General features: G+C 35.6%; 19 protein-coding genes, 2 pseudogenes and 1 other annotated feature. Of the genes and pseudogenes, 8 read left to right on the top strand and 13 right to left on the bottom strand.

All coding sequences use genetic code 11. The annotated features are described in order from the left end of the window. Positions 1 to 66: 66 nt before the first annotated feature. Positions 67 to 975 carry a UTP--glucose-1-phosphate uridylyltransferase GalU gene (gene galU, locus ArsFIN_RS09330; protein ID WP_034249268.1) on the top strand — a complete coding sequence of 303 codons (909 nt, stop codon included), beginning with the start codon at positions 67 to 69 and terminating at the stop codon, positions 973 to 975. Positions 976 to 1,834: 859 nt separating this feature from the next. On the opposite strand, the gene ArsFIN_RS09325 is transcribed toward galU, so the two are convergent. Then, positions 1,835 to 2,251, bottom strand: coding sequence for an H-NS family histone-like protein (locus ArsFIN_RS09325; RefSeq protein WP_026821972.1), 417 nt, complete (start codon positions 2,249 to 2,251; stop codon positions 1,835 to 1,837). A gap of 627 nt (positions 2,252 to 2,878) precedes the next feature. Between ArsFIN_RS09325 and ArsFIN_RS09320 the strand changes: the two genes are divergently transcribed. After that, complete coding sequence (locus ArsFIN_RS09320) at positions 2,879 to 3,508, top strand: thymidine kinase (RefSeq protein ID WP_034249270.1); 630 nt, start codon at positions 2,879 to 2,881, stop codon at positions 3,506 to 3,508. Between the two features lie 176 nt (positions 3,509 to 3,684). Here the strand turns inward: ArsFIN_RS09320 and adhE are convergent, their stop codons facing one another. Then, positions 3,685 to 6,351 (bottom strand): bifunctional acetaldehyde-CoA/alcohol dehydrogenase, encoded by a 2,667-nt coding sequence (adhE, locus tag ArsFIN_RS09315; protein WP_026821974.1) that lies wholly within the window; start codon positions 6,349 to 6,351, stop codon positions 3,685 to 3,687. Between the two features lie 498 nt (positions 6,352 to 6,849). Between adhE and ArsFIN_RS09310 the strand changes: the two are divergent. Further along, a pseudogene (locus ArsFIN_RS09310) lies at positions 6,850 to 7,469 on the top strand (YchE family NAAT transporter). 494 nt (positions 7,470 to 7,963) lie between these two features. Here ArsFIN_RS09310 and cls read toward each other — a convergent pair. Continuing rightward, positions 7,964 to 9,424: a cardiolipin synthase gene (cls, locus tag ArsFIN_RS09305; RefSeq protein WP_026821975.1), complete on the bottom strand. Its 1,461-nt coding sequence runs from the start codon at positions 9,422 to 9,424 to the stop codon at positions 7,964 to 7,966. A gap of 406 nt (positions 9,425 to 9,830) precedes the next feature. Here cls and ArsFIN_RS09300 point away from each other — a divergent pair, with 406 nt between their 5' ends. After that, entirely contained in the window at positions 9,831 to 10,577 is a 747-nt protein-coding gene (locus ArsFIN_RS09300; protein WP_081700613.1) for a TonB family protein, read from the top strand. Positions 10,578 to 10,635: 58 nt separating this feature from the next. Here the strand turns inward: ArsFIN_RS09300 and yciA are convergent, their stop codons facing one another. The 10 genes and pseudogenes from yciA to ArsFIN_RS09250 all read right to left on the bottom strand — a co-directional run bounded on the left by yciA (position 10,636) and on the right by ArsFIN_RS09250 (position 20,195). Beyond that, on the bottom strand, positions 10,636 to 11,076 hold the full coding sequence (gene yciA, locus ArsFIN_RS09295) for an acyl-CoA thioester hydrolase YciA (protein WP_026821977.1): 441 nt from the start codon (positions 11,074 to 11,076) through the stop codon (positions 10,636 to 10,638). Between the two features lie 69 nt (positions 11,077 to 11,145). Beyond that, a complete protein-coding gene (locus tag ArsFIN_RS09290) occupies positions 11,146 to 11,682 on the bottom strand; it encodes a septation protein A (protein ID WP_026821978.1) in 537 nt (178 codons plus the stop codon). A 308-nt stretch (positions 11,683 to 11,990) separates the two neighbouring features. Beyond that, positions 11,991 to 12,746, bottom strand: coding sequence for a YciC family protein (locus ArsFIN_RS09285; RefSeq protein WP_026821979.1), 756 nt, complete (start codon positions 12,744 to 12,746; stop codon positions 11,991 to 11,993). Positions 12,747 to 13,075: 329 nt separating this feature from the next. Then, positions 13,076 to 13,397: pseudogene (locus ArsFIN_RS09280) on the bottom strand (BON domain-containing protein). A gap of 231 nt (positions 13,398 to 13,628) precedes the next feature. Next, complete coding sequence (gene trpA / locus ArsFIN_RS09275; RefSeq protein WP_026821980.1) at positions 13,629 to 14,435, bottom strand: tryptophan synthase subunit alpha; 807 nt, start codon at positions 14,433 to 14,435, stop codon at positions 13,629 to 13,631. Further along, positions 14,435 to 15,625, bottom strand: a complete 1,191-nt coding sequence (trpB, locus tag ArsFIN_RS09270; protein WP_026821981.1) for a tryptophan synthase subunit beta — start codon at positions 15,623 to 15,625, stop codon at positions 14,435 to 14,437. Before trpB ends, trpA begins: the two co-directional genes overlap by 1 nt. A 37-nt stretch (positions 15,626 to 15,662) precedes the next feature. Further along, positions 15,663 to 17,027 carry a bifunctional indole-3-glycerol-phosphate synthase TrpC/phosphoribosylanthranilate isomerase TrpF gene (gene trpCF, locus ArsFIN_RS09265; protein WP_026821982.1) on the bottom strand — a complete coding sequence of 455 codons (1,365 nt, stop codon included), beginning with the start codon at positions 17,025 to 17,027 and terminating at the stop codon, positions 15,663 to 15,665. Further along, positions 17,027 to 18,034: an anthranilate phosphoribosyltransferase gene (gene trpD, locus ArsFIN_RS09260; protein ID WP_026821983.1), complete on the bottom strand. Its 1,008-nt coding sequence runs from the start codon at positions 18,032 to 18,034 to the stop codon at positions 17,027 to 17,029. The genes trpCF and trpD overlap by 1 nt, the downstream gene beginning before the upstream one ends. An 11-nt stretch (positions 18,035 to 18,045) precedes the next feature. Beyond that, complete coding sequence (locus tag ArsFIN_RS09255) at positions 18,046 to 18,624, bottom strand: glutamine amidotransferase-related protein (protein ID WP_026821984.1); 579 nt, start codon at positions 18,622 to 18,624, stop codon at positions 18,046 to 18,048. After that, on the bottom strand, positions 18,624 to 20,195 hold the full coding sequence (locus ArsFIN_RS09250; RefSeq protein WP_026821985.1) for an anthranilate synthase component 1: 1,572 nt from the start codon (positions 20,193 to 20,195) through the stop codon (positions 18,624 to 18,626). The genes ArsFIN_RS09255 and ArsFIN_RS09250 overlap by 1 nt, the downstream gene beginning before the upstream one ends. 33 nt (positions 20,196 to 20,228) lie before the next feature. After that, positions 20,229 to 20,330, bottom strand: a sequence feature (Trp leader region). Between the two features lie 179 nt (positions 20,331 to 20,509). Between ArsFIN_RS09250 and rnm the strand changes: the two genes are divergently transcribed. From rnm to ArsFIN_RS09230, 4 genes are all read left to right on the top strand, one after another. Further along, positions 20,510 to 21,367, top strand: coding sequence for an RNase RNM (gene rnm, locus ArsFIN_RS09245; protein WP_026821986.1), 858 nt, complete (start codon positions 20,510 to 20,512; stop codon positions 21,365 to 21,367). Between the two features lie 97 nt (positions 21,368 to 21,464). After that, the gene (locus ArsFIN_RS09240; RefSeq protein WP_026821987.1) at positions 21,465 to 22,085 is read left to right on the top strand and encodes an L-threonylcarbamoyladenylate synthase; all 621 of its coding nucleotides are present in this window, start codon (positions 21,465 to 21,467) and stop codon (positions 22,083 to 22,085) included. Between the two features lie 112 nt (positions 22,086 to 22,197). Then, a complete protein-coding gene (gene rluB / locus ArsFIN_RS09235; RefSeq protein ID WP_026821988.1) occupies positions 22,198 to 23,124 on the top strand; it encodes a 23S rRNA pseudouridine(2605) synthase RluB in 927 nt (308 codons plus the stop codon). A gap of 157 nt (positions 23,125 to 23,281) precedes the next feature. Then, positions 23,282 to 24,214, top strand: coding sequence for a hypothetical protein (locus ArsFIN_RS09230; RefSeq protein ID WP_026821989.1), 933 nt, complete (start codon positions 23,282 to 23,284; stop codon positions 24,212 to 24,214). Positions 24,215 to 24,254 lie beyond the last annotated feature (40 nt).

Here is a 24,254-nt window from a genome sequence, read left to right as displayed (position 1 = left end):
AAGTTGTTGAAAATCTATTTGTCTCATTTCCATAGCATATTGTATATAGGTAACTTGGAAGAAAAAATGCAACTAAAAAAAGCGGAAAAAAAAGTTAGCAAAGCAGTTATTCCTGTTGCTGGATTAGGAACTCGTATGTTACCAGCAACGAAAGCAATCCCTAAAGAAATGTTGCCTTTGGCAGATAAACCACTTATTCAGTATGTCGTGAATGAGTGTATATCTGCCGGTATTAATGAAATTATTTTAGTCACTCATTCTTCAAAGAATTCAATAGAAAACCATTTTGATACTAGTTTTGAATTAGAAGCGATTTTGGAAAAGCGTGTTAAACGGCAATTATTAAATGATGTGCAATCCATATGCCCAAGTCATGTCACAATTATGCAAACGAGGCAAGGTATTGCTAAAGGGCTTGGGCATGCCATTTTATGTGCAAAACCATTGGTAGGAGAGGGGCCTTTTGCTGTAGTTTTACCTGACGTAATTATTGATCAATATTCCTCTGATTTGAAACAGTATAATTTGACTGCAATGCTGAAACGTTATCATGAAACGTCAGCCAGCCAAATTCTAGTTGAGCCGGTACCAAAAGAATCTGTATCTAATTATGGTGTTGTGGATTGTAATAGTTACGAATTAAAACCCGGTGAAAGCAAAATGATTAAAGGTGTTGTTGAAAAACCTAAAACTGAAGAGGCGCCATCCAATCTATCGATTGTTGGTCGTTATGTATTGTCAGAGAAAATTTGGGCTTTATTAGAAAAAACACCAGCAGGTGCAGGTGATGAAATCCAGTTAACTGATGCGATTGAAATGTTAATAGAAGGTGAACCGGTTGAGGCTTATCATTTACACGGTAAGAGTCATGATTGCGGTAATAAATTGGGTTATATAAAAGCATTTGTTGAATATAGTATGCGGCATGAATCCTTAGGCGCCGAATTTTCTGCATGGATAAAAAAAATATCTTAGATTGCTAATCATCAATAAATTTGGATTAAATCAATAAAAAGTCTATATGATTTTTTTATAAAATATTGCTTGTTTGTTATTTTAAGTTTATTTTAACAAGTTTTATTTATGCATGAAATTAAAATGAGATTTATTGATTTTATAAGCAGGGTAGCATGTTGTATAAATCGAGATATTACATACTATTTCAAATAATAATAGTTTGATTTTGGCTGTTAATATATTGTTTTGGCAACTGGTTAAATTTTCTTACGTAAGTGAGCGCATTTTTATCATTAATATTTACACTAACACTTATCATAATTATGATAAAAAAGTATAGTAATTATATTTAATTGATTTAGCATGCATCAGATTAGCTGTTTATTTTTTTGTTTATAAGGTAATCTGTTTATTATTTCTATAGTAAATTTTTTCATAATGAATAGAATGAAATTTAACAACCTAGCTAACAAAATAAATATAGAGTAGTCTAATAATGAACATTGAATGCATGAGTTTATGACAATAAAAATCAACGATACTATTTCTTGTAGGAATAATTTGGAATGTTTAGATGACAAAAATTTACATAACATGATGTATCGTTGATAACAAAATATTTATATTAATCGAAGTTTTACATTTTGATATTGGTATCTTTATTAAGAGAAAATATAGGTAGCTATTTGTGAAAAGTGGCTTGTAGGTAAATGTATTTAAGTATTATTAATGTTATCTTATCGAGCAGGGATTTTTACTCTTTGATATTTATTAGTGTTTATTAAAGACGCTTATTTATTGTATGAGAAATGTTAATAATATGTGTAATAAAAATACCCTTTATATAAAGGGTATTTTTAAAGTAGAGAAAGAACATTTAGATTAAAAAATCGTCTAATTTTTTACCTTTTTGTTCCATTGCTTTTTTAATGACTGCTGGTGTACGACCTTGACCGGTCCAAGTTTTAATTTCACCATTTTCATCTTTATATTGATATTTAGCTGGTCTTGCAGCACGTTTAGTACGGCTAGATGTTTTTGCCGGAGCCTTTGCAGTTACTAGATCATCTAGACTGAGTCCTTCTCCTTCAAGTAATTTAATATATTTTGCAATTTTTTGACTATGAACTTCTAATTGTGCTCTCTCTTGTTTTTCATATTCGATTCGTTCTTCAACAACTGTCTTGAATTTATCGAATATTTCTTGCAATATTTCTAACGACAATTCTCTTGCTATAGCACGTAAGGTACGAATGTTATTTAATGATTTAAAATATTTCAATGAATCGCTCATTATCCTGGTCTCGAATTAAAATGAATGTTGGCTGATGTCTACTAATAATAGAATGCTATTTTATTTTCTGCAATAGTGAAGTTACAAAATAAGGTTAAATTTATTGTTTTTTTAAACTTAAACTTCTTTGCAAAAGCAATATAAGCTTTTACTGGAAAATATTATATATCTTATATTAGATACCGAGCATACTTAAAAATCTATACGAAAATGATAGTAATGCTTTTATATTTGAATTTCATTCATATGTAAAGACGATGTTTTTTATTTTTATTCAACTTTATGGTATGTAACATAAACTAAATTTTAACTTAATATGTGTAAAAGAGTTTGCTTATTAAGCTTTTGTTGAGTTATTACTACTAGGTATCTAAGTTTTATGATGAATGTTAGCTATTAATAATCTTTTCTTATCACATACTTTGTTAAAATAAAGCTGTTGTTTGTAGAGAATGGCATTTAAAATATACTGACTTTTTCATAACTATAAACATTACAAAAAAATCTGTTATGTTAGTTATCAATATTTATAATCAAATGAAATGAAGAATAATGTTTGATAATGTTTGATAATGTATGTGGTAAACTTTCAAAACGTTTGTCTAAATAGCTAAGAGGAAAGGGCTAATGGCTCAGCTTTATTTCTATTATTCAGCAATGAATGCGGGTAAATCAACTTCACTACTTCAGTCTTCATACAATTATAATGAACGGGGGATGAATACGCTTATTTTCACCGCTGAGATTGATACCCGATTTGTTCAAGGTAAAGTAACGTCCCGAATTGGTTTAGTTGCAGATGCAATATTATTTTCGCAACAGACAGATATGGGGAGATTAATAAAAGAAAAAAATAGTTCTCAAAAAATTCATTGTGTACTCGTTGATGAGTGTCAGTTTTTAACTAAAGAACAAGTTACTCAGCTTTGTGAAATTGTTGATTATACCAACATACCGGTTCTGTGTTATGGATTAAGAACAGATTTTTGTGGTGAGTTATTTATTGGTACTCACTATCTGTTAGCATGGGCAGATAAGCTTATTGAACTAAAAACTATTTGTTATTGTGTGCGCAAAGCAAGTAGGGTTTTGCGATTAGATGATAATGGACTTGCTGTCTATCAAGGAGAGCAGATTGAAATTGGCGGCAATGAGAAATATATTTCAGTTTGTCGTAGACATTATATGGATGCAATTAAGCACACTAAAAGTATTGAGGCGGGTGAAAAACCTTTTTCAGTTGTTCCATTTAAATAATTTTTAACTTCCTTTATTCGCTTATTACTCTTATATGAAAATTAATTACCTATAATAACTATTTTGGTTTTAAATTATTTTTAAATAAGGATTGATAAAATATTTTGAGATTAAAAAAGCACCGAATATATTTTCAGTGCTAATTATTAAATAAATGGTTACAAATAAAATGTCTATTAAATAGATTCTTTTACTCGATGACTTTTTTCCTCTGCCGGCAGAAATATATTTTTCTCTTCGGTAAAAATATTACCATAGTAAGAATCCAACATAATTTGTTTTAGTTCAGCGATCAAAGGAAAGCGAGGGTTCGCACCGGTACATTGATCATCAAAGGCATCTTCAGATAACTTATCAACTTTAGCTAAGAAATCCTTTTCTGCTACCCCAGCTTCACGAATAGATTTAGGAATGCCGAGCACAGTTTTAAGTGTTGCTAACCAATTAAGGAGTTTTTCAATTTTATTGGCTGTACGATCACCCGGTGAGGTTAGCCCTAAATGATCAGCAATTTCACCATAGCGACGACGAGCTTGAGGGCGATCATATTGGCTGAATGCTGTTTGTTTCGTTGGAATATCATTAGCGTTATAGCGAATGATATTTTCAATTAGCAGCGCATTAGCTAAGCCATGGGGTAAATGGAATTCGGAGCCTAATTTATGAGCCATTGAGTGGCAAACCCCTAAAAAGGCATTAGCAAAGGCAATACCAGCGATGGTTGCTGCATTATGCACTCGTTCACGGGCAATCGGATCCTTTGACCCATTTAGATAACTTGCTGGCAAATATTCTTTTAACAGCGTTAAAGCTTGCAAAGCTTGTCCATCAGAGTATTCACTTGCAAGAACTGAAACATAGGCTTCTAATGCATGGACAATCGCATCGAGTCCACCAAATGCAGTAAGTGATTTAGGCATATGCATGACCAGATTTGCATCAACAATTGCCATATTTGGCGTAATTGCATAATCAGCTAAAGGATATTTTTGACCAGTATCATCATCAGTAACAACAGCAAACGGTGTGACTTCAGAGCCCGTACCTGATGTAGTGGTGATAGCGACCATTTTGGCTTTAACACCCATTTTAGGGAACTTATGAATCCGTTTGCGAATATCCATAAAGCGTAAAGCAAGCTCTTCAAAATGGGTTTCAGGATGTTCATACATTACCCACATGATTTTAGCTGCATCCATAGGAGACCCGCCACCTAATGCGATAATCACGTCTGGTTTAAAGGTATGCATTAAAGCGGCACCTTTACGAACAATGCTCAGCGTTGGATCAGCTTCAACTTCAAAAAAGACTTCAGTTTCTACATTATAAGCTTTTAATACTTTAACGACTTCATCAACATAACCATTATTGAATAAGTAACTGTCAGTAACAATAAAAGCTCGCTTAGCCCCGTCCGTAGCAATTTCTTCCAGCGCGATTGGTAGGCAACCACGACGAAAATAGATAGAATTAGGCAGTTTATGCCACAACATATTTTCTGCTCTTTTCGCTACCGTTTTAGTATTAATTAGGTGCTTAGGTCCCACGTTTTCAGAAATAGAATTTCCACCCCAGGAGCCGCATCCTAATGTTAATGAAGGAGCTAATTTAAAATTATAAAGATCACCAATCCCACCTTGAGATGCAGGAGTATTAATTAAGATGCGTGCGGTTTTCATTTTTTCGCCGAAATAATTAACTCGTTCAGTTTGATTGTCCTGATCGGTATAAAGACAAGAAGTATGACCAATGCCTCCCATCTCAACCAATTTTTCTGCCTTTCCAACGGCATCAGCAAAATCTTTACTATGGTACATGGCAAGTAATGGTGAGAGTTTTTCGTGGGCAAAAGGTTCACTCTCATCTGTGGCTTTTACTTCCCCGATTAAAATTTTAGTGTTTAGGGGCACTTTTATGCCGGCTAGTTCAGCAATTTTTACCGCAGGTTGACCAACAATAGCGGCATTTAAATTACCATTTTTTAAAATAATATTTTGTACTGCTTTAAGCTCTTTACCTTTTAATAAGTAGCCACCATGAGTGACAAAACGTTCGCGTACTTGATTGTAAATTTCGTCCACAATGATAACAGATTGCTCTGAGGCGCAAATAACCCCATTATCAAAAGTTTTTGACATTAAAATTGAAGCAACTGCACGTTTAATGTCGGCAGAGCTGTCAATAACTACAGGTGTATTCCCCGCGCCTACACCGATGGCAGGTTTTCCTGAGCTATAGGCTGCTTTCACCATACCTGGACCACCGGTTGCTAAGATAAGATTAACATCGGGGTGATGCATCAACGCATTTGAAAGTTCGACGGAAGGTTCATCAATCCAGCCAATGATATCTTTTGGTGCCCCTGCAGCAACAGCAGCTTGTAAAACAATTTTGGCGGCCTTGTTAGTGGCTTTTTTTGCACGAGGGTGGGGGGAAAAAATAATACCGTTACGCGTTTTTAGACTAATTAAAGATTTAAAAATGGCTGTTGAAGTAGGATTAGTTGTTGGAACAATACCACAAATTAAACCAATAGGTTCAGCGATTGTTATAGTTCCAAAAGTAAGATCTTCTGACAGCACGCCACAAGTTTTCTCATCTTTATAGGCGTTGTAAATATATTCTGAGGCAAAATGATTTTTAATCACTTTATCCTCTATAATTCCCATGCCTGATTCTTCAACTGCTAATTTTGCTAAAGGGATGCGGGAATCAGCAGCTGCAAGAGCAGCGGCACGAAAAATTTTATCAACTTGAGCCTGGTTAAAATTGGCAAATTCTTGTTGCGCTTTTTTGACACGCGCAACAAGTTCATTGAGTTCAGTAACATTAGTTACAGACATAATGGTTACTCCTAATAAATGTTAAATTTTTTTAGTCAATTAGCCTAGATTAGGAGCAATATAATTAAATATGATGTGACATATTATATAAGTGCTGATTAGTTTTTTGTAAGCTAATTGACTTAAAAAATTCCATTATAAAAATAAATAAAAACGCTCATTATATTTATGAGTACTCAATAGATATATAGCTTACCATTTATAAATAGCGCTAAAGTGATCTTTATCAAAAAAAGTGCATACTGAATCAATTCAGTAATAAGTTATATAAGGATAATTTCAATTAGCAATATAAGTAAATAGCGAAAGTTAAGTTAGCAAAATTTCGTATAGCATCTAATTTAGAAACTTATTTTGTTATTGGATTTAGTTTTTAAATTTTAGCTAGATTAGTATGCTACGCTAAGATAAAGTGTTTTTCCTGCATAAGCTAAATATTATTTGTTATGAATAATTAATTTTTAGCGAAGCATTAATATTTGAGTGAGGGATACAATTGTGGTTGGTACTTTACTGGATCTGCCTAATTATATTAAGTTTTTTTTGGGGCTTTTTGCGTTAGTTAATCCGATAGGAATTTTGCCTGTATTTATTAGTATGACTAATTATCAATCTGTGACAGAAAGAAATCGAACTAATTTAGTAGCTAATTTTTCTGTGGCAATTATTTTATGTATTTCGTTATTGGTGGGTGAGGTTTTTTTTAAATTATTTGGTATTTTTATCGATTCTTTTCGTATCGCTGGTGGAATAGTTATTGCGGCCATTGCTATGTCTATGATTAGTGGTCGAATAGGTGAAGATAAGCAGAATAAACAAGAAAAATCAGAAAGTGTTATTCGTGATAGCATTGGTGTTGTTCCTTTAGCACTTCCATTAATGGCTGGGCCTGGAGCAATCAGTTCATGTATTGTCTGGTCTTCTCGCTGGTTGGGATGGCAAAATTTAGTTGGTCTATCGTTAACTTGTATCTTTTTCGCTCAGCAACAATTCTAGTTAAGTATTTAGGACAAACGGGCATTAATGTTATTACTCGTATTATGGGGTTACTATTAATGTCACTTGGAATTGAGTTCATCATCACAGGGACTAAATCAGTTTTTCCCGGATTACTTTAAACCCACAATAACATGATAACACAGTGATATTTATGATTTATTCACTAAATTCTGGGATATTGATTTGATATTGTTATAAAACCAAATATTAATAATTTTATTTCTCTAATGGTTGTAAATTTTATGGATTATTAATCCACTATAAAACTAATTTCGATAGATTAAAAAAACACGCGTTTGCTAAGATAACCATATCAATTTTAATTTATGTCTAATTTGGTGATTAATGTTTTAAAATTAAAACATTTTTTTGTTAGTAATCAATTTGATTATAACTCTTGTAGATGTAAGTTATGCTGGCTATTTGCAAAATGAATTAATTAGCCAGTTAACTGTGTGCACCATAATTTATGAAAAATTAGCCTTATTTTTCTAACTAAGATGTATATATGAATATCATTACCGGATTATTATGAAAAATGCTATTGGTTGATTTATTGGTATTCGCTTTTTAACAGAAATAATTTTTTGTGTCTTATCATTTTATAATAAAATTACAATAACGGACTAAAAAAATAGCAAATACGTTCGATAACACGGTTCCATAACGGGCGTTTATTCCAATTCTTCTGTATCAAAGGCGTAGAGCGAGCAATGTAATCGTATTGAACTAATATTAAATCGTTACCAAAACTTTTATCATCAATAACAACAGTAATTTCAAAATTAAGCCAAAGGCTTCTCATGTCTAAATTAACCGAACCGATTAGGCTTAACTCACCATCAATTGATAGGCTTTTAGTGTGTAAAAGCCCATCGTTAAATTGATAAATTTTAACACCGGCTTCTAATAATTCCGAATAGAATGCCCGGCTTGCCCACCGAACTAAAAAAGAATTATTTCGATTAGGGATGACCATTAATACTTCTACACCCCGCATTGCTGCAGTGCAAATAGCATGAATTAGATCATCACTGGGAACAAAGTAAGGGGTGGTTAGGATCAACTGCTTACGTGCAGAAAAAATAGCGGTTATTAAAGATTGTTGAATTAATTCTTCCGGGAAACCGGGCCCTGAAGCAATGACTTGGGTCGTATGACCACTTGCTTGTTCAAATGGCATAATATTGGTATCGGGAGGGGGAGGAAGAATGCGTTGACCTGTTTCAATTTCCCAATCAAACGCATATACAATGCCAAGTGTTGTTGAGACAGGTCCTTCCATCCGGACGACGATATCTACCCATTGCCCTACACCAGCATTTTGCTTAAAAAAGCGAGGATCAACCATATTCATACTACCAACATAGGAAATATAATTATCAATAATGATTATTTTTCGATGTTGGCGCAGATCCATGCGACGAAGAAAAAAGCGAAATAAATTTACTTTTAATGATTCTATTAATTCTATTCCAGCTTCTCGCATTTTTTTCGGTTGATGGCTATGAAAAAAAGACCAGCTACCGGCAGAATCAATCATAATTCGGCATTTTACACCACGCTTTGCCGCATTAATCAGGGCTTGCGTAACTTCATCAACTAATCCTCCGTCTTGCCAAATATAAAATACCATCTCGATATTGTAATGGGCTGCGTTAATATCACGTATGATAGTAGTCAAAGCGTCTTGATAATTGGTTAAAAGTTGAATTTTATTACCTTTAACGCCGCCAATTCCTTGTCTTTTTTCGCAGAGTTCAAATAAAGGTTCAGCCACTCGGCTGTTACTTTTACAAAAAATATGTTTTGATTGTTTGAGTTTTTCAAGCCAGGTTTCAACTGAAGGCCACATCCTCTTTGCTTTCATTACTCGTCGTTTGCCAAGGTGTAACTCACCAAAAGCCAGATATGCAATAACGCCAACTAGTGGAATAATATAAATAATCAATAGCCAGGTCAGGGCCGAAGTAACCGGACGTCGTTTTAATAAAATGCGTATAGTAACCGTGGCTATCATTAGCCAGTACAAAAAAAGTAAAGCCCAGTTCAATAATATATAGACAGTTGCCATAGGCAAAGATGTTCCTATCATAGAGTTAGTTAAATACTCTTAATTATCTGGTTATTCACTATAGCAAAATAAAATTTGTTATGAATATTAAAAGTATCATTTTTAGCATACGTGAGAGTAATTTAATGTATTTTATGAATATTTTAATTATTTTTATATTTTTTTGGCTGCGTGCATGGACAATAATTTGTCAAATCAACGAGTCAGTTAGTATTTTATACAACAAATGTTAAGTTCGGTTATTACTAAATGAACAAATACATTAATAATTGGTGAATTTTTATGATTTTTTATGTTGATGTCGTTAATTAAAAATTCGATCACTGCCTAATTTTATCCACCGCTAGATACTTTTTTAATCTTAGCAGACTATCCTTATTGAATATGATTGCTATTTGCATTTAGAATGCAACTTATTTATTTGCTTAATTTAAGAAAGAATTTTCTCATGCGTTGGATCCGTTCGGCATCATTTATTGCTTTATCATTATTTCTACATGCTTCGTTAGCAGTATCTTGGCTTTTATTGCAGCCTATGTTATCGGCTTCGACAGCTAAATCTATGTCAGTATCTATGGTTACCTTGGCTGCACCAGATGGTATTAGCCAGTCGGTAAAGATCGCTGATAATAAACCAGAAGGGGCTATAAAGCCTAAAATAGAGTCTGATGTTGAACCCAAATTGGCATTACCAGTGAAAAAGAAGGTCATGCAGAAAAAGTCGATTGTTAAACAAAATTCTAAATCTAAGCAGTTAGTAGAACGCCAAATTAAAAAAACCATTGTCGAACAGTCAAATCAACAACAAGCTAATATAAGCGATGATAATATTGGTGTTAATAACAATCAGCAGGCTAGCCAAATGGCTTCGCCACCATTTGCTATAGAAGGACCTAAGGCATTGAGAATTCAACATCCCGATTATCCCGATCGCGCTCGTAAACTCGGTAAAGAAGGTTACGTAAATGTTCAATATGATATTGATGAAAATGGCAGAGTCGTGAATTTAGAAGTGATTGATTCATCACCTAGAGGTATGTTCGAACGTGAAGTTAAACGCGCGATGAATCGTTGGTACTATGAAAAAATTCCGGCTAAGGGATTAAAAAAGACATTCCTTTTTAAAATTGATGGTTCAATTAATCTTTCTTAGAGTGGTTTAATTATAAAATTTGCTTGAAGGTCAAAATAAATTGGCCTGTTAAAACTGATCAAGAGGAAGTTACGTTATCGGAGGTAGGTAATTGGTAATGACGTTTATCTTCAGGTAAGCAACGGGGAGAGTTATCCTCATTAACGGCGACATAAGTAAAAATGGCTTCTGTAGCTCGATAATGTTGGCCTACTGGTTCACTAGCAACTTTTTTGACCCAAACTTCAATATTTATGGTGATAGAAGTGTTACCTGTTTTAATGCAATGAGCATAACAACATATCACATCGCCGACTGAGACTGGTTTTTGGAACGTAATCCCATTGACGGCCACCGTAACAACACGACCAAGTGCGATTTCTTTAGCTAGAATTGCGCCGCCAATATCCATTTGCGACATTAGCCACCCGCCAAATATATCACCGTTAGCATTTGTATCGGCAGGCATTGCTAATGTACGGAGAACTAATTCCCCTTGTGGTAATTGTTGTTGTGTCATGAAAAATTTACTTCTGTTATTTGCCACAATATACCTATTGGAAATAGGTATACTTTATTATCATATCGATTACTTTTGTTCTTTAGGAAGATGTTTATAGATATACACCATACTAAGTATTGTAAATATTAGCGTGACTGCAGTCAAACCAAAAACTTTAAAATTAACCCAGATGTCCTGAGGTAGCCAAAAGGCAACATAAATATTAACCAGCGCACAGATGGCAAAAAAGATGGCCCATGACAGATTTAATTTATACCAAATTTCATTAGCTAAATGGATCTCTTTACCCAGCATTCTTTGAATTAATGGTTTTTGGGTAAAATACTGGCTGACTAATAATGCTAATGAAAAAATAGCGTAAATAACCGTCACTTTCCATTTAATAAAAAGATCACTATGGAAAATCAACGTCAATCCGCCAAAAATTATCACGATTACTAAAGTAATTAACGAACTTTTCTCAATTTTTTTATAGATAAGATAGATGGCCAGCATAGATAAAGCGGTTGCAACCATCAATGCGCCAGATGCGTAAAAAATATCTACTTTTTTATATACAATAAAGAAAACAATGAGAGGAATAAAATCTAATAGTTGTCTCATAAGGGCGCTTGTCCTGATCCTTTTCGAATAAATTATAAAATATCATATTGCCAATTTGTTTTATATTATATTACCTTATTTGATAAAATGTTACACGGTTAGTAGGCGTAAATTTTTATCGATAAAATTATCTTCTGAGCAATGAAATTCACGAGTTAAGCTATTGAAGTAATTAGCTGGTTATTATGAATTAAATGAAATTTGAGCCAGAATATTAGTTCGACGATAGATGATTATTTTTTTAAGTTGATAATAAAACCTTACCACGGTATCAAATGGCAAATAATAACCGTGGTATTTTTATCTGCTTAATTTGTTGTTTTTCCGATTAACATGTAGAGACGGAAAAAATAAATCAAAGTAAAAGAGGTAAGTAAATTATTTAATGTAAAAGAAATAATATTATTCACCATACCCGGCAAAAAACGAAATTGTCCAAGTAGCATAGTAAGTAACATTTGTAATGCTAACCAAAGTAATAAAATTGATAGAATTAACCACCAATGACGAAAGGCTATTTTCCAACTTTGACTAATAGCGCGTAGCGGCATGATGTTTTTACTGGTGATTAAAATAATGGGTGATAAGGAAAAACCGATAGCTAAAATGACACCCGGTAGTATGGATAGCATAAAACCAAAATAAATGATAATAGTGCATATAACTAGCAAAATTAACATGCTAGGTAATATACGTAACGAAAGTATAAAAGCCTGCAATGCACTGATGCTATTGCCAGTACTAAGTTCTGACAAATAAGTAACTACTGAAGAAATTAATAATATTAATCCGATAAAAACTGCAGTCAATGAGAGTAGTGAAACTCTCATCATTATCGCTTTTTCTTCATCGGATAGTTGGCTTACCCAGGTTAAAAGTGAAGTTGAGTCATTTTGACCACCTAGGGTTTTAACAATAGTTACCATTTCATCGATAGGTACCAGAAAATAATAGAGTATTAGACTGATGGTAGCTGAAATGAATGACAGGATAAAAAGGCCGCTCAGCTGATTTTTAAAAAAATTAAAGCTATCGCTGATAAGTGAGTTGGCCGTAATGGACATGAAAACTGCTCCTATAACTGGTTTTTATCATCATATTCTCGTTGCATAGTGTAACTGACCGTGACGAGAGCGTATAGCTTTTCTATGGTAAAGCTATTGCGATATCAGTAAATTTTGTGGTTATTCTATAAGTAAGGATAAAATATTAAAAAAGAATTATATTTATATTATAGTAATTTTGGATATAGCAATATAATTATTCAGTTAAATAATTGATATATTATAATCATTTGGTAATGAAAAGTGATTGTTTTATTATCTAATTAGAGGGGGTAAGGATGGCAAATTATATTTATCTCAGCCCCAATAGGGGCTGAAGGCTAAAACAATCATCGTATTTTCATCGAATCGATAACTGACTGCACACCTGCTACACCTTGTGTTACTTGCACTGCACGTTGTGCGTCGTGCGTCGGCACGCGAACTAACAAAGCCACTCAATTGCACACGTCCTTTAAAAGTTTCAACATTGATTTGGGTTGATTTCAGGTTTTTTTCTGCCAATAATGCCGTCTTCACTTTAGTTGTAATAACGGTGTCATCGATATATCCACCAGTTCCTTCTGTTTTTGCTGTTGGAGCACAAGCAGAAAGGAATAATGCCATAAATAACACGGTACAAAGCGCTGTCATTGATTTAAGATATTTCATTATTCAATTCTCCATCAATACGAGGGTTATTTTTATTTATCTTTTATGAATGCTAAATGAGTATTTTCATTGCAGTCAATATACTGATTATTGATGAAATAGGGATAAATTACAAATGAATAGCTGGCACTCGTAGCGACACGTTAGTTACAATTGCTTATTAGAATCGAAAATTAGTAATTGTAAAAATAACTAGGCTATCCAGTCTTTGTTCAAATCGTTTTGAAATGTCTATTTGTGGGTAGCCATTTTCATCTGTGAAACAAACTGTTTTAATTTGGTCAATAATGCATCAGGTTGTTGATGATAAGTTTCAATTAATTTAACCACGGCTGAACCAGATATTGCACCAGCTACACCATTTTTGATTGCATCAGTGACTTGTTTCGCTTCAGCAATACCAAAACCCAAGAGGGGCGGGGCGGCATGATAGTCTTGTAATTTGGTGAGTAAATGGCTAACAGGAATATTGGCTTTTTTTTCTGTGCCCGTTACACCTGAACGCGAGAGTAAGTAAGTATAGCCACGACCATATAAAGCAATTTTGCGTAAAAGCTGCTCATCTGCATTAGGCGGACAAATAAATATCGGTGCAATATTGTGTCGCAGTGCCGAAATACGAAAGGGGTCGGACTCATTCATGGGCACATCAGCGATTAAAACGGAGTCGATGCCGCTATGCTGACATTTGGCATAAAAGTTATCAATGCCATTACTAAAAACCAGATTAGCATAAACTAATAGGCCAATAGGAACCAAAGGGTGCTTTTCACGAATCTGTGATAATAGTTCAAAACAACGGGTTGGCGTAATGTTGGCATTAAGGGCGCGTAAATTCGCCTTTTGAATAGTTGGACCATCAGCTAGAGGATCAGAAAAAGGAATACCAATCTCTAACGCATCGGCTTGTGCTTCAATTAATGTATCAATAATTTTTAGCGATAGTTCGGCATTAGGATCGCCTAAGGTGACAAATGGAACGAATGCTCCCTGATTTTTATCATGTAAGTGCTTAAATAATTGCTGATAACGCTCCATTAGATCTCTCCTTTGGCTTGCAAAATAGGATGTACAGTATAAATATCTTTGTCGCCACGGCCGGAGAGATTAACAATTAGTAATTGTTCTTTTTCTGGGGCTGCCTTGATCATTTTCAAGGCATAAGCCAGGGCGTGTGACGATTCCAAGGCTGGAATAATACCCTCATGAGTGGATAATTTTTTAAATGCAGCTAATGCTTCATCATCGGTAATCGAGACATAATCAGCTCGGCCAATACTATTTAAATAAGCATGCTCAGGTCCTACAGAGGGAAAATCGAGTCCAGCTGAGATAGAATAAGACTCTTTAATTTGTCCTTCATCGGTTTGGATGATAGGCGATTTCATGCCAAAGAAGATGCCAAGCTGTCCATGCTTTAACGCTGCACCATGAGAGCCGGTGTCAATACCCAACCCGGCCGGCTCAACCCCAATTAAACGCACATTTTGCTCAGGTTTAAAAGCTGTGAATAAGCCAATGGCATTAGAGCCACCACCGACACAAGCGATTACCGCATCGGGTAATCGTCCTTCTTTGGCTAAAATTTGTGCTTTAGCTTCATCACCAATCATACGTTGAAACTCTCGTACCAGCGTAGGATAGGGATGAGGCCCGGCAGCGGTGCCAAGTAAATAGTGTGCTTGGTGATAGCTGCCTGACCAATCTCTCAATGCTTCATTGCAAGCATCTTTTAAGCTAGCTGAACCATTATTTACCGCAATAACGGTTGCTCCCATCAATTTCATACGAAATACATTAGGTGATTGGCGTTGGATATCTTTTTCCCCCATATAAATACGACATTTTAGCCCTAATAATGCACAGGCTAGGGCTGTGGCCACGCCATGTTGTCCGGCTCCGGTTTCAGCAATAATCTCAGTTTTGCCCATCCTTTTTGCCAATAAAGCTTGGCCTAATACTTGATTTGTCTTATGGGCACCACCATGCAATAGATCTTCTCGTTTTAGATAAAGTTTAGTTTTAGTCCCCAGAGTTAAATTGCGACACAGCGTTAAGGCAGTGGGGCGGCCAGCGTAATTTTGTAATAGATCGTTAAACTGTTGTTGAAAGTTATTATCTTCCAGTGCTTCGATAAAAGCCTGTTCAAGTTCGTTAAGTGCAGGAATAAGAATCTCTGGCACATATTGGCCACCAAATTGGCCAAAGTAGGGATTGAATTTCTTCATTAATTTATTCCACTAATCTAAGCATTAATTGTTACGCTTATAAATAATTAAACAATTTTTCAAAAATAATCTGTAACTTATGGCAACTTTTTATGCCCGGCTGGTGTTCAGCACCAGAATTGAAATCAAGACCTCTACAGCCTAACGCCGCCGCTTGTTGGCAGTTGTTGGCATTCAGTCCACCAGCTAACATAATTTGCTCAAGATGATCTAAGGGGAGTTTTGACCAATCAAAGGTTTTACCTGTGCCACCTTCACCGTGATCAAGTAGATAACGATCGATATTGTTTAAGTTGAAACTAATTGCTGTTTTGCTCATATTTACTGCTTGCCATATTTCACAATTTGCTGGTAATAAGGTACGCAGTTGTTGAAGATCAGCAGCAGTTTTATCACCATGTAGCTGGACGGCAAATAAGCTCAGTTTATGACTGATTTCAGCAATAAATGAGTTAGCTTGATGTTGAAAAACGCCAACATAGTTAAGAGGGGCTGCCTTTATAATGGTTTGGGCTTGCTGAAGGGTTACTTTTCGCGGTGATTTATCTGCAAAGATCAAACCACCATAAATCGCCCCGACTTGATAAGCACATTGTGCATCTTGTGGGCGAGTGAGGCCACAGACTTTATTGTCACCAATAATTAGCCGCCGGATAGCTAACATTAAGTTTTCCTCACCCATTAATGCGCTGCCGATCAAAAAACCATCAACTTGTTTGCTCAATTGACGGATTTGTTGGTGGTTATGAATACCTGATTCACTAATAACTAATGTTTTGGCGGCTAATTGTGGCGCAAATTGTTTAGTGCGATTTAAATCCGTTGACAGATCGTGAAGATCACGATTATTGATACCGACAATGTTAGCTTTTAACCTAATCGCCCGCTTTAATTCTTGTTCGTTACTCACTTCAGTGAGAATGCCCATCTTTAACTTATCTGCCAGGGCGGCTAAAGATAAATAGGTCTGATTATCTAATATAGATAGCATTAATAAAATAGCGTCTGCCTGGTAAAAGCGAGCTAAATAGATTTGGTAGGGATCAATAATGAAGTCTTTGCACAAAATCGGTTGTGGCACAGTGTTACTCACCAAGCGTAAATAGTCAAAACTGCCGTGAAAATATTTTTCATCCGTCAATACTGATATTGCTGTCGCATAATTTTGGTAATCTTTAGCAATTTGCACCGGATCAAAGTGATGACGAATAATGCCTTTCGATGGTGAAGCTTTTTTACATTCTAGAATAAATGCCAACTTGGTTTGTGCAAGAGCAGCAAAAAAATTGCGCTCACTGGATTTAACTTGCGCAATAAAGCTAGCTAATGGTTGCTTTAATTTTCTTGCTGCTAGATAGGTCACTTTATCAGCAACAATTTTTTGTAAAATAGTCGCTTGCATTAATGAAACTTCCTCCTATTTGCTAGCGCGGTTAGCCGTTGATAGGCTTTGCCGCTACGAATAACCTGTAGAGCAAAGTCGGTATTGGTTTTTAGATCTTCATGGTTATTAAGCTTCATCAGTAATGCAACATTGGCAGCCACAGTGCAGGTATGGGCGGCTTTTCCATGACCCTGTAACAACGTGGTAATAAGTTGATGATTTTTATCAACGGAACCGCCAATCAATTCTGACAAACAATAGCTTGGTAAACCAAAATCTTGCGCAGTGAGTTGGTAAGTTAAAATTTCATTCTGATTTAATTCGGCGACTTGAATAGGCCCATGTAATGCGACTTCGTCTATTCCACCGCTGTGTACAACGGCTGCTCGTTTATATCCTATTAATTGCAGAGTCTTAGCAATAGGTATAATAAGCCTAGGGTCATAAACACCAATAAGTGAAATTGGCGGTTTAGCCGGATTAATTAGCGGGCCAAGAATATTAAAAAGAGTGCGAGTTTTTAATTGACTACGTATCGGGGCGGCATGGCTAAATCCCTGGTGATATTGTGGCGCGAATAAAAAACATATACCAATCTCATCTAAAGCACGTCGTGCAGAGCTTGGTGTCATATCGAGCGGAATGCCAAAAGATGCCAGTAAATCAGATGACCCCGTACGACTTGATATACTACGATTGCCATGTTTAGCTACTTTTAAACCACACTCGGCGGCAACAAAAGCACTGGCAGTGGAAATATTGATACTATTACTGTGATCACCGCCAGTACCCACGATATCGCAGAAATCGTAATTAGGTCGAGGAAAAGGTTGCGCGTTTTCTAAACAAGCTAACGCGGCACCAACAATTTCATTAGGCTCTTCTCCCCGCATTTTCATGCTAATCAATGCACCCGCTAGTTGAGACTCCGTTAATTCACCTCGCATCATAATACTGAAAAGTAAATGACTTTCTTGTTGAGTAAGTACTTGTGCATTAAATAATTTATCCAAGATAAATTGCATTTTGCTGCTCCTTAATTTAATGCCCATAATAGGGTTTGGCTTAATAAAGGGGTTCCCTCTGGAGTTAAAATCGATTCAGGATGGAATTGAAATCCGCAGGCTTTATGTTGGCTATGACGTATGGCCATTACTGCACCTTGGCAGTGAGCATTAATGATCAAATCAGTAGGAATTTTTTCACCAATCAGAGAATGGTACCGTGCAATTGGTAGTGGATTTGTTAGATGACGGAACATAAATTGGTTATCATGCGTGGCGAAAGATGATTTGCCATGTATGATCTCTTTCGCAGATGAAACTTTTCCGCCATAAGCTTCAATAATGGCTTGATGGCCAAGGCAAATACCAATTACTGGAATTTTACCAAGTACTGATGGCAGCAGTTTAGGCATACAGCCAGCATCAGCTGGTTTACCGGGGCCGGGTGAGAGTATCAGTACCGGCGAAGACATTCTTTTAAGCTGCTGTTCAATGATGGATTTAGGCAGTGAATTGCGATAGATAGTGACTTTATGACCTAATACTCTTAATTGATCGACCAAGTTATAAGTAAAAGAATCAATATTATCAAGTAGTAAAATATTAGCCATTAGCATACCTCTAGAGTTTGATGAGATTGCATAATGGCGTTGATAACCGCCTGAGCTTTATTGCGCGTCTCGTCCGTTTCAGATTGCGGATCCGAATCTAATACCACGCCAGCGCCGACTTGAACAGTGGCAATGCCATCTTCTATATAAGCGGCACGAATAACAATACAGGTATCAAAATCCCCATTGCCCTTGAAATAGCCAATTGAGCCACCATAGCTGCCCCGATTCTCTTTTTCATAGTCAGCAATAAGTGTCATTGCTTTGATTTTAGGCGCGCCGGTTAAAGTCCCCATATTCATACAGGCTTGATAAGCATGTAATACATCCAGATCAGTCCTTAGTTTGCCAACCACCCGAGAAACAAGGTGCATAACATGGGAATAACGATCAACAGCAGTTAACTTGGCAACATATCGACTACCAGGCTGACAAATACGCGCTAAGTCATTACGAGCCAAATCAACTAACATAATATGTTCAGCGAGTTCTTTCTGATCGGTTCGCAGCGCAAGTTCAATTTTACTGTCTAGATCAGCATCTATTTCGCCTAACCCATTGCGTCCTCTTGGCCGAGTTCCGGCGATTGGATATAGTTCAATTTGCCGATTTTTGGCATCATACTTAAGTGCGCTTTCAGGCGATGCGCCAAATAGAGTAAATTCCTGATCTTGCATATAAAACATGTAAGGACTGGGATTTTGTATTGTAAGGCGTTGATAGGCACTTAATGGTGCGGTACATGGCAACATAAATTTACGTGAAGGTACTACTTGAAAAATATCACCTTGATAGATGTATTTTTTTAATTTTTCAACCATCCCGCTATATTCGCTATCGTTTTTATTGACTATTAAAGATGTTGATACCTCAGCGCCAATAGGTAAGGAAAATAATGGTTGCTGAGTTGCGGTAATAATTGCTTGATGACGGTTAAAAAGCGTATTAGCAATAGATTGTTTTGCTGAAAATTGGCAGCTTATGAGTTTTGCAGATTGTTGTTGATGATCGATGACAAGATAATGTTCAGCTAAATAGAGACAGTAATCCGGACAACGATTTGATTTTGCTACAGGTGGTAAATTTTCAAAATGAGCCACTAAATCGTAGGAGAATAAGCCTGCTAATAGAATTTTTTCTGCATCAATGGTGTTTTGTTTGGCTAAATGATGAATCAAACGTAAGGCATCAAAAGATGAAGTTGCTTTTAATCGGCTATCTTCGTCAAGATGGGGTTCAATTTGCGGATAATTAACGATTAATTGACCATCAGACACGATCTTTTCTAATTCACTCGGTAATGCGATGTCGATATAGCTTAATAGCGCATTTCCATTTGTGCTTAGAGAGGTAAAAGTAACTTGCTGTTGGTTGGAGGTAATTCGTAATGTACTATTAACAATCAAGATACTTTGTAGATTTTGCTTATTATTAACGGCAGCAGATTCTAATAATAAAGTGCCAGGGCGATTGTTGCATAAATGATGAAACAACAGACAAGGTTCAGGCTGATAATTAATCCTATTCTCTAATATGCGAAAAGTTGTTTGATTGACCGCTATGTTTTCCATATTAATTGCCTTTCATATTTATATTCATTGGCTATAAAAAAACCCGCTTCATGGCGGGTTTCGATCTGGTGTTGCGTTATTTATTCACGCACAAGAAGAAACCACCCATTTAAGGGAATTGCGCCACCAACGAACTTTAGCGATGATAAAAAATACCAATGTCATTTTTGTTCTTCCTCGCAATGTGTCATGATAGATTAGCTATATTGCCATCCACTGCACTAGTAAACTAGATCATTAGGGTTGTGTCAAGTGATTTATGCCACACAATGAATTTTTTCTATAATTGTTAGCAGTAAAATGAGGGTAAAACTTTGGTACAAAACAATGAGACGCTATCTGTTATTTATGATCTACATAGTCATACAAAAGCTTCTGATGGTGATCTTACACCCGTAGAGTTAGTTGATAGAGCAGTATTAATGGGGGTTGATGTATTAGCGATCACTGATCATGATACGGTAAATGGAATTTTGCCGGCATGGCAATATATTGATGAAAAAAATAAGCCGCTAACATTAATTACTGGTGTAGAAATTTCCACGCTTTGGCAAAAGATTGAAATTCATATTTTAGGTCTTAATATTAATCTGGATGCAAGCTGTCTTAAACATTTACTTGCAATGCAAACGGCAAGACGTAATCAACGTGGGGAAAAAATTGGCGATAAATTAGAAAAATTCGGTATTCCTGATGCTTGGTTAAATGCTAAAGCCTATGCAGCAGGGGGGCAGGTAACACGTAGCCATTTTGCTCGTTACATCATGGATTATGCTAAACAAAAAAGTATCGGTCATGTTTTTAAAAAATATTTAACGCGCGGTAAACCTGGTTATGTTCCCGCTGATTGGTGTGAGCTTGATGAGGCAATAGAAGTTATTCATCAAGCGGGTGGCGTTGCCGTCTTAGCACATCCTGGTCGTTACTCACTATCAGCAAAATGGCAAAAAAGGTTAGTTTTATATTTTAAACAGCAACAAGGTGATGCAATTGAAATTGCTCAATGCCAGCAGTCGCCTGATGAACGAAAAAATTTAACTGAATTAGCTAAACTACATGGTTTATATGCTTCGGTTGGTTCTGATTTTCATCGTCCTTGTGCTTGGACTGAGCTAGGTAGAAATCTTTGGCTACCAGCAGGTGTTGTTCCCGTTTGGCAAATGTGGCGATGAAAATAGGCAATTATCATACTAGTTTAGATATTATATAGTAAGCGCTTTATTTATATTGATAACTTAATTTTCAAGTTTAATTATATAGAGATCATTCATGGGACAATCTTTGCAAATTCACCCACAAAATCCGCAACCTCGCTTAATTAGCCAATGTGTAAATATATTAAACAAAGGCGGTATTATTGTTTATCCAACTGATTCTGGTTATGCAATTGGCTGTAAGTTAGATAATAAAAACGCTCTTACGCAAATTTGTCGCTTACGTCAATTGGATTCTCGTCACAATTTTACCTTGATGTGTCGTAATTTATCCGAAATAGCTGAATATGCTTATCTTGATAATCCTGTATTTCGAATGATTAAAAATAGTACACCCGGTCATTACACTTTTATCTTACGCGCAACAAAAGAAGTTCCACGTCGGATTATGAATAAAAAACGTAAGACAATAGGGATACGTTTACCTAGTAATCCAATTGCAAAAGATCTGCTTAACGGAATAGGCGAACCTTTACTATCGACTAGCTTAATATTGCCAGGTGATGATTTTGCCCAATCTTCAGCCGAGGAGATCGAAAGTTTAATTGGTGAACAAGTTGATTTGATTATAAATGGCGGTTATTTAAGTGAAAAATCAACCACGGTTGTTGATTTAACGGAGAGTACCCCAAATATTATTCGGGTTGGAATGGGCAGCCTAACGCCGTTTGAATAAAAAAAGTACGGGTGAGGATATTAGAAAAACTGTGTATAATAATCACAGTTTATTTTTTTAAGTTATTTTTATGATTATGACGCCTGTGAAGGTGACACAAGAGGTTTACGCTATGAGCGTTAAAAAGCAGAAAAGTGAAAAGTTACAAAAAGTTCTTGCACGTTGTGGTTATGGTTCGCGCAGGGAAATAGAAAGTTTTATTCAATCTGGCAGGATCAGTGTTGATGGTCAATTAGCGACGTTGGGTGACCGAATAGAAGTTAAGGCTAACACCAAAATTCGCTTAGATGGTCATCTGTTGCGGATCAAGGAAGCAGAGAAAAGCATTTGTCGGATATTAGCTTATTATAAGCCAGAAGGTGAGCTATGTACTCATCATGATCCAGAAGGACGTCCAACCGTATTTGATCGCTTACCAAAATTAACAGGTTCGCGCTGGATTGCGATAGGGCGCTTAGATGTCAATACGTGTGGTTTATTATTATTTACCACAGATGGAGAACTGGCTAATCGTTTGATGCATCCACGTCATGAGGTTGAACGTGAATATGCGGTTCGTGTTTTTGGTGAAATTAACGATGCTAAAATTCGTCAATTGACCAAAGGTGTTCAGCTGGAAGATGGTGAAGCTAGTTTTAAGACCTTAAAGTTTCGTGGCGGAGAAGGCATGAATCAATGGTTTAATGTTACTTTAACTGAAGGCCGTAATCGTGAAGTAAGGCGTTTATGGGAAGCCGTAGGTATTCAAGTCAGCCGTTTGATCCGTGTTCGTTATGGTGATATTTATTTACCAAAAGGATTACCCAGAGGAGGATGGACGGAATTAGGTTTAGTACAGATTAATTATTTGCGTCAACTGGTTGGTCTTAGTGATGAAACAGCCAGTAAGATAGCAGTTGAGCAAGATAGACGTCGTATTAAAGCAAATCAGATCCGTCGTGCTGTAAAACGCCATACTCAAGTTTCTTCGATGCGGGTAGCAAATAAACGAGCTACTGGAGCGGCTAAGGGGCATAATAAGCCTGCGCGTAAAGTATAATATAAAATTAAAGGTAATATTAGAGTCTAATTTAGCTACCTAATATTTGTTTAATAGATAAAAATAGTGCTATATAAATACTTTTAATTTAATTGAGAAGAACCTCAAAATAAGCTGCTTTCATTAGGTTAACTTGATTAGAGGGTTGAAATTTTATATGCCACGATTTTGGCAAATTATCGCTAACAGCTTATTTGTATTGCTGTTAGCAAGTTGTGATGAACGACAATTAACCAATTCAGCTGATGGGAAATTTTACATAAGTCATAATAACAAGGATGCACTTTATTTTAAGATTGATAATCATCCTGTTAAACTTGTTCAAGGAGAGATTAAACAAGTTGATTTAGCATCGGGCAAGCATACGATTGAATATCCTATTGGCGAAAAAACTGAATTTATCATTTACCCTGGTAACCAGGGTGGAATTATTAATCCTACCCAACAATATTATTATGCTTACAGCTCGGTTTTCAAAGAAATCATTTCTAACCAATTGCTTTCTTTAAAGTATAATCAAATTGTTGTTGAGGGAATAAAAGTAAAGGGTCCAATATTAAGTAGTAATGCCTTACTTATTGATAATAATGTTTTTAAATGTGATTACCCTATAGGCGCATCCTTTCTGAATGTTTTAGCCTTAAATAAAAGCAAACAATCATATAGTCATGTGGAAACAAAATGTTTCACTAAAGAGGAGTTTATTGATTTTTTGTCAGTAGTCGGTTCAAAAGTTAATAATATTCAAATTGTTGATAAAGGCCTAAACGAACAAAATACGGTAACTCATTCATTTGAATATGCACTTCCAATTGCACATTTTAATAATTATTCTTTACAATCTTATGCTAATAAAATTGTTGAAATTGTTGATAATTTTAAAAACATCAGTAATGTAGAGTCTAAAGCGCAACTTTATGAAGAATATTATCAATATCTTTACAATATGGCGAAAGTGTATAGCACTTTTCATTTGGGGCAGAATAAGCATGATCGTGATGAATATTCTGCTTTTATTAATCAAACAAATATGATTTTTAATGCAGGGATATTAAAGCGTCGCCCAGCAAATACCTACAAAGCTCACTAATTGAGTAATGACTTTGTTTGATAATTAGTGACATTACTCA

This window comes from Arsenophonus nasoniae, from assembly GCF_004768525.1.
Lineage (GTDB): Bacteria > Pseudomonadota > Gammaproteobacteria > Enterobacterales > Enterobacteriaceae > Arsenophonus > Arsenophonus nasoniae.
This window is presented reverse-complemented; position numbering and strand designations above follow the sequence as displayed.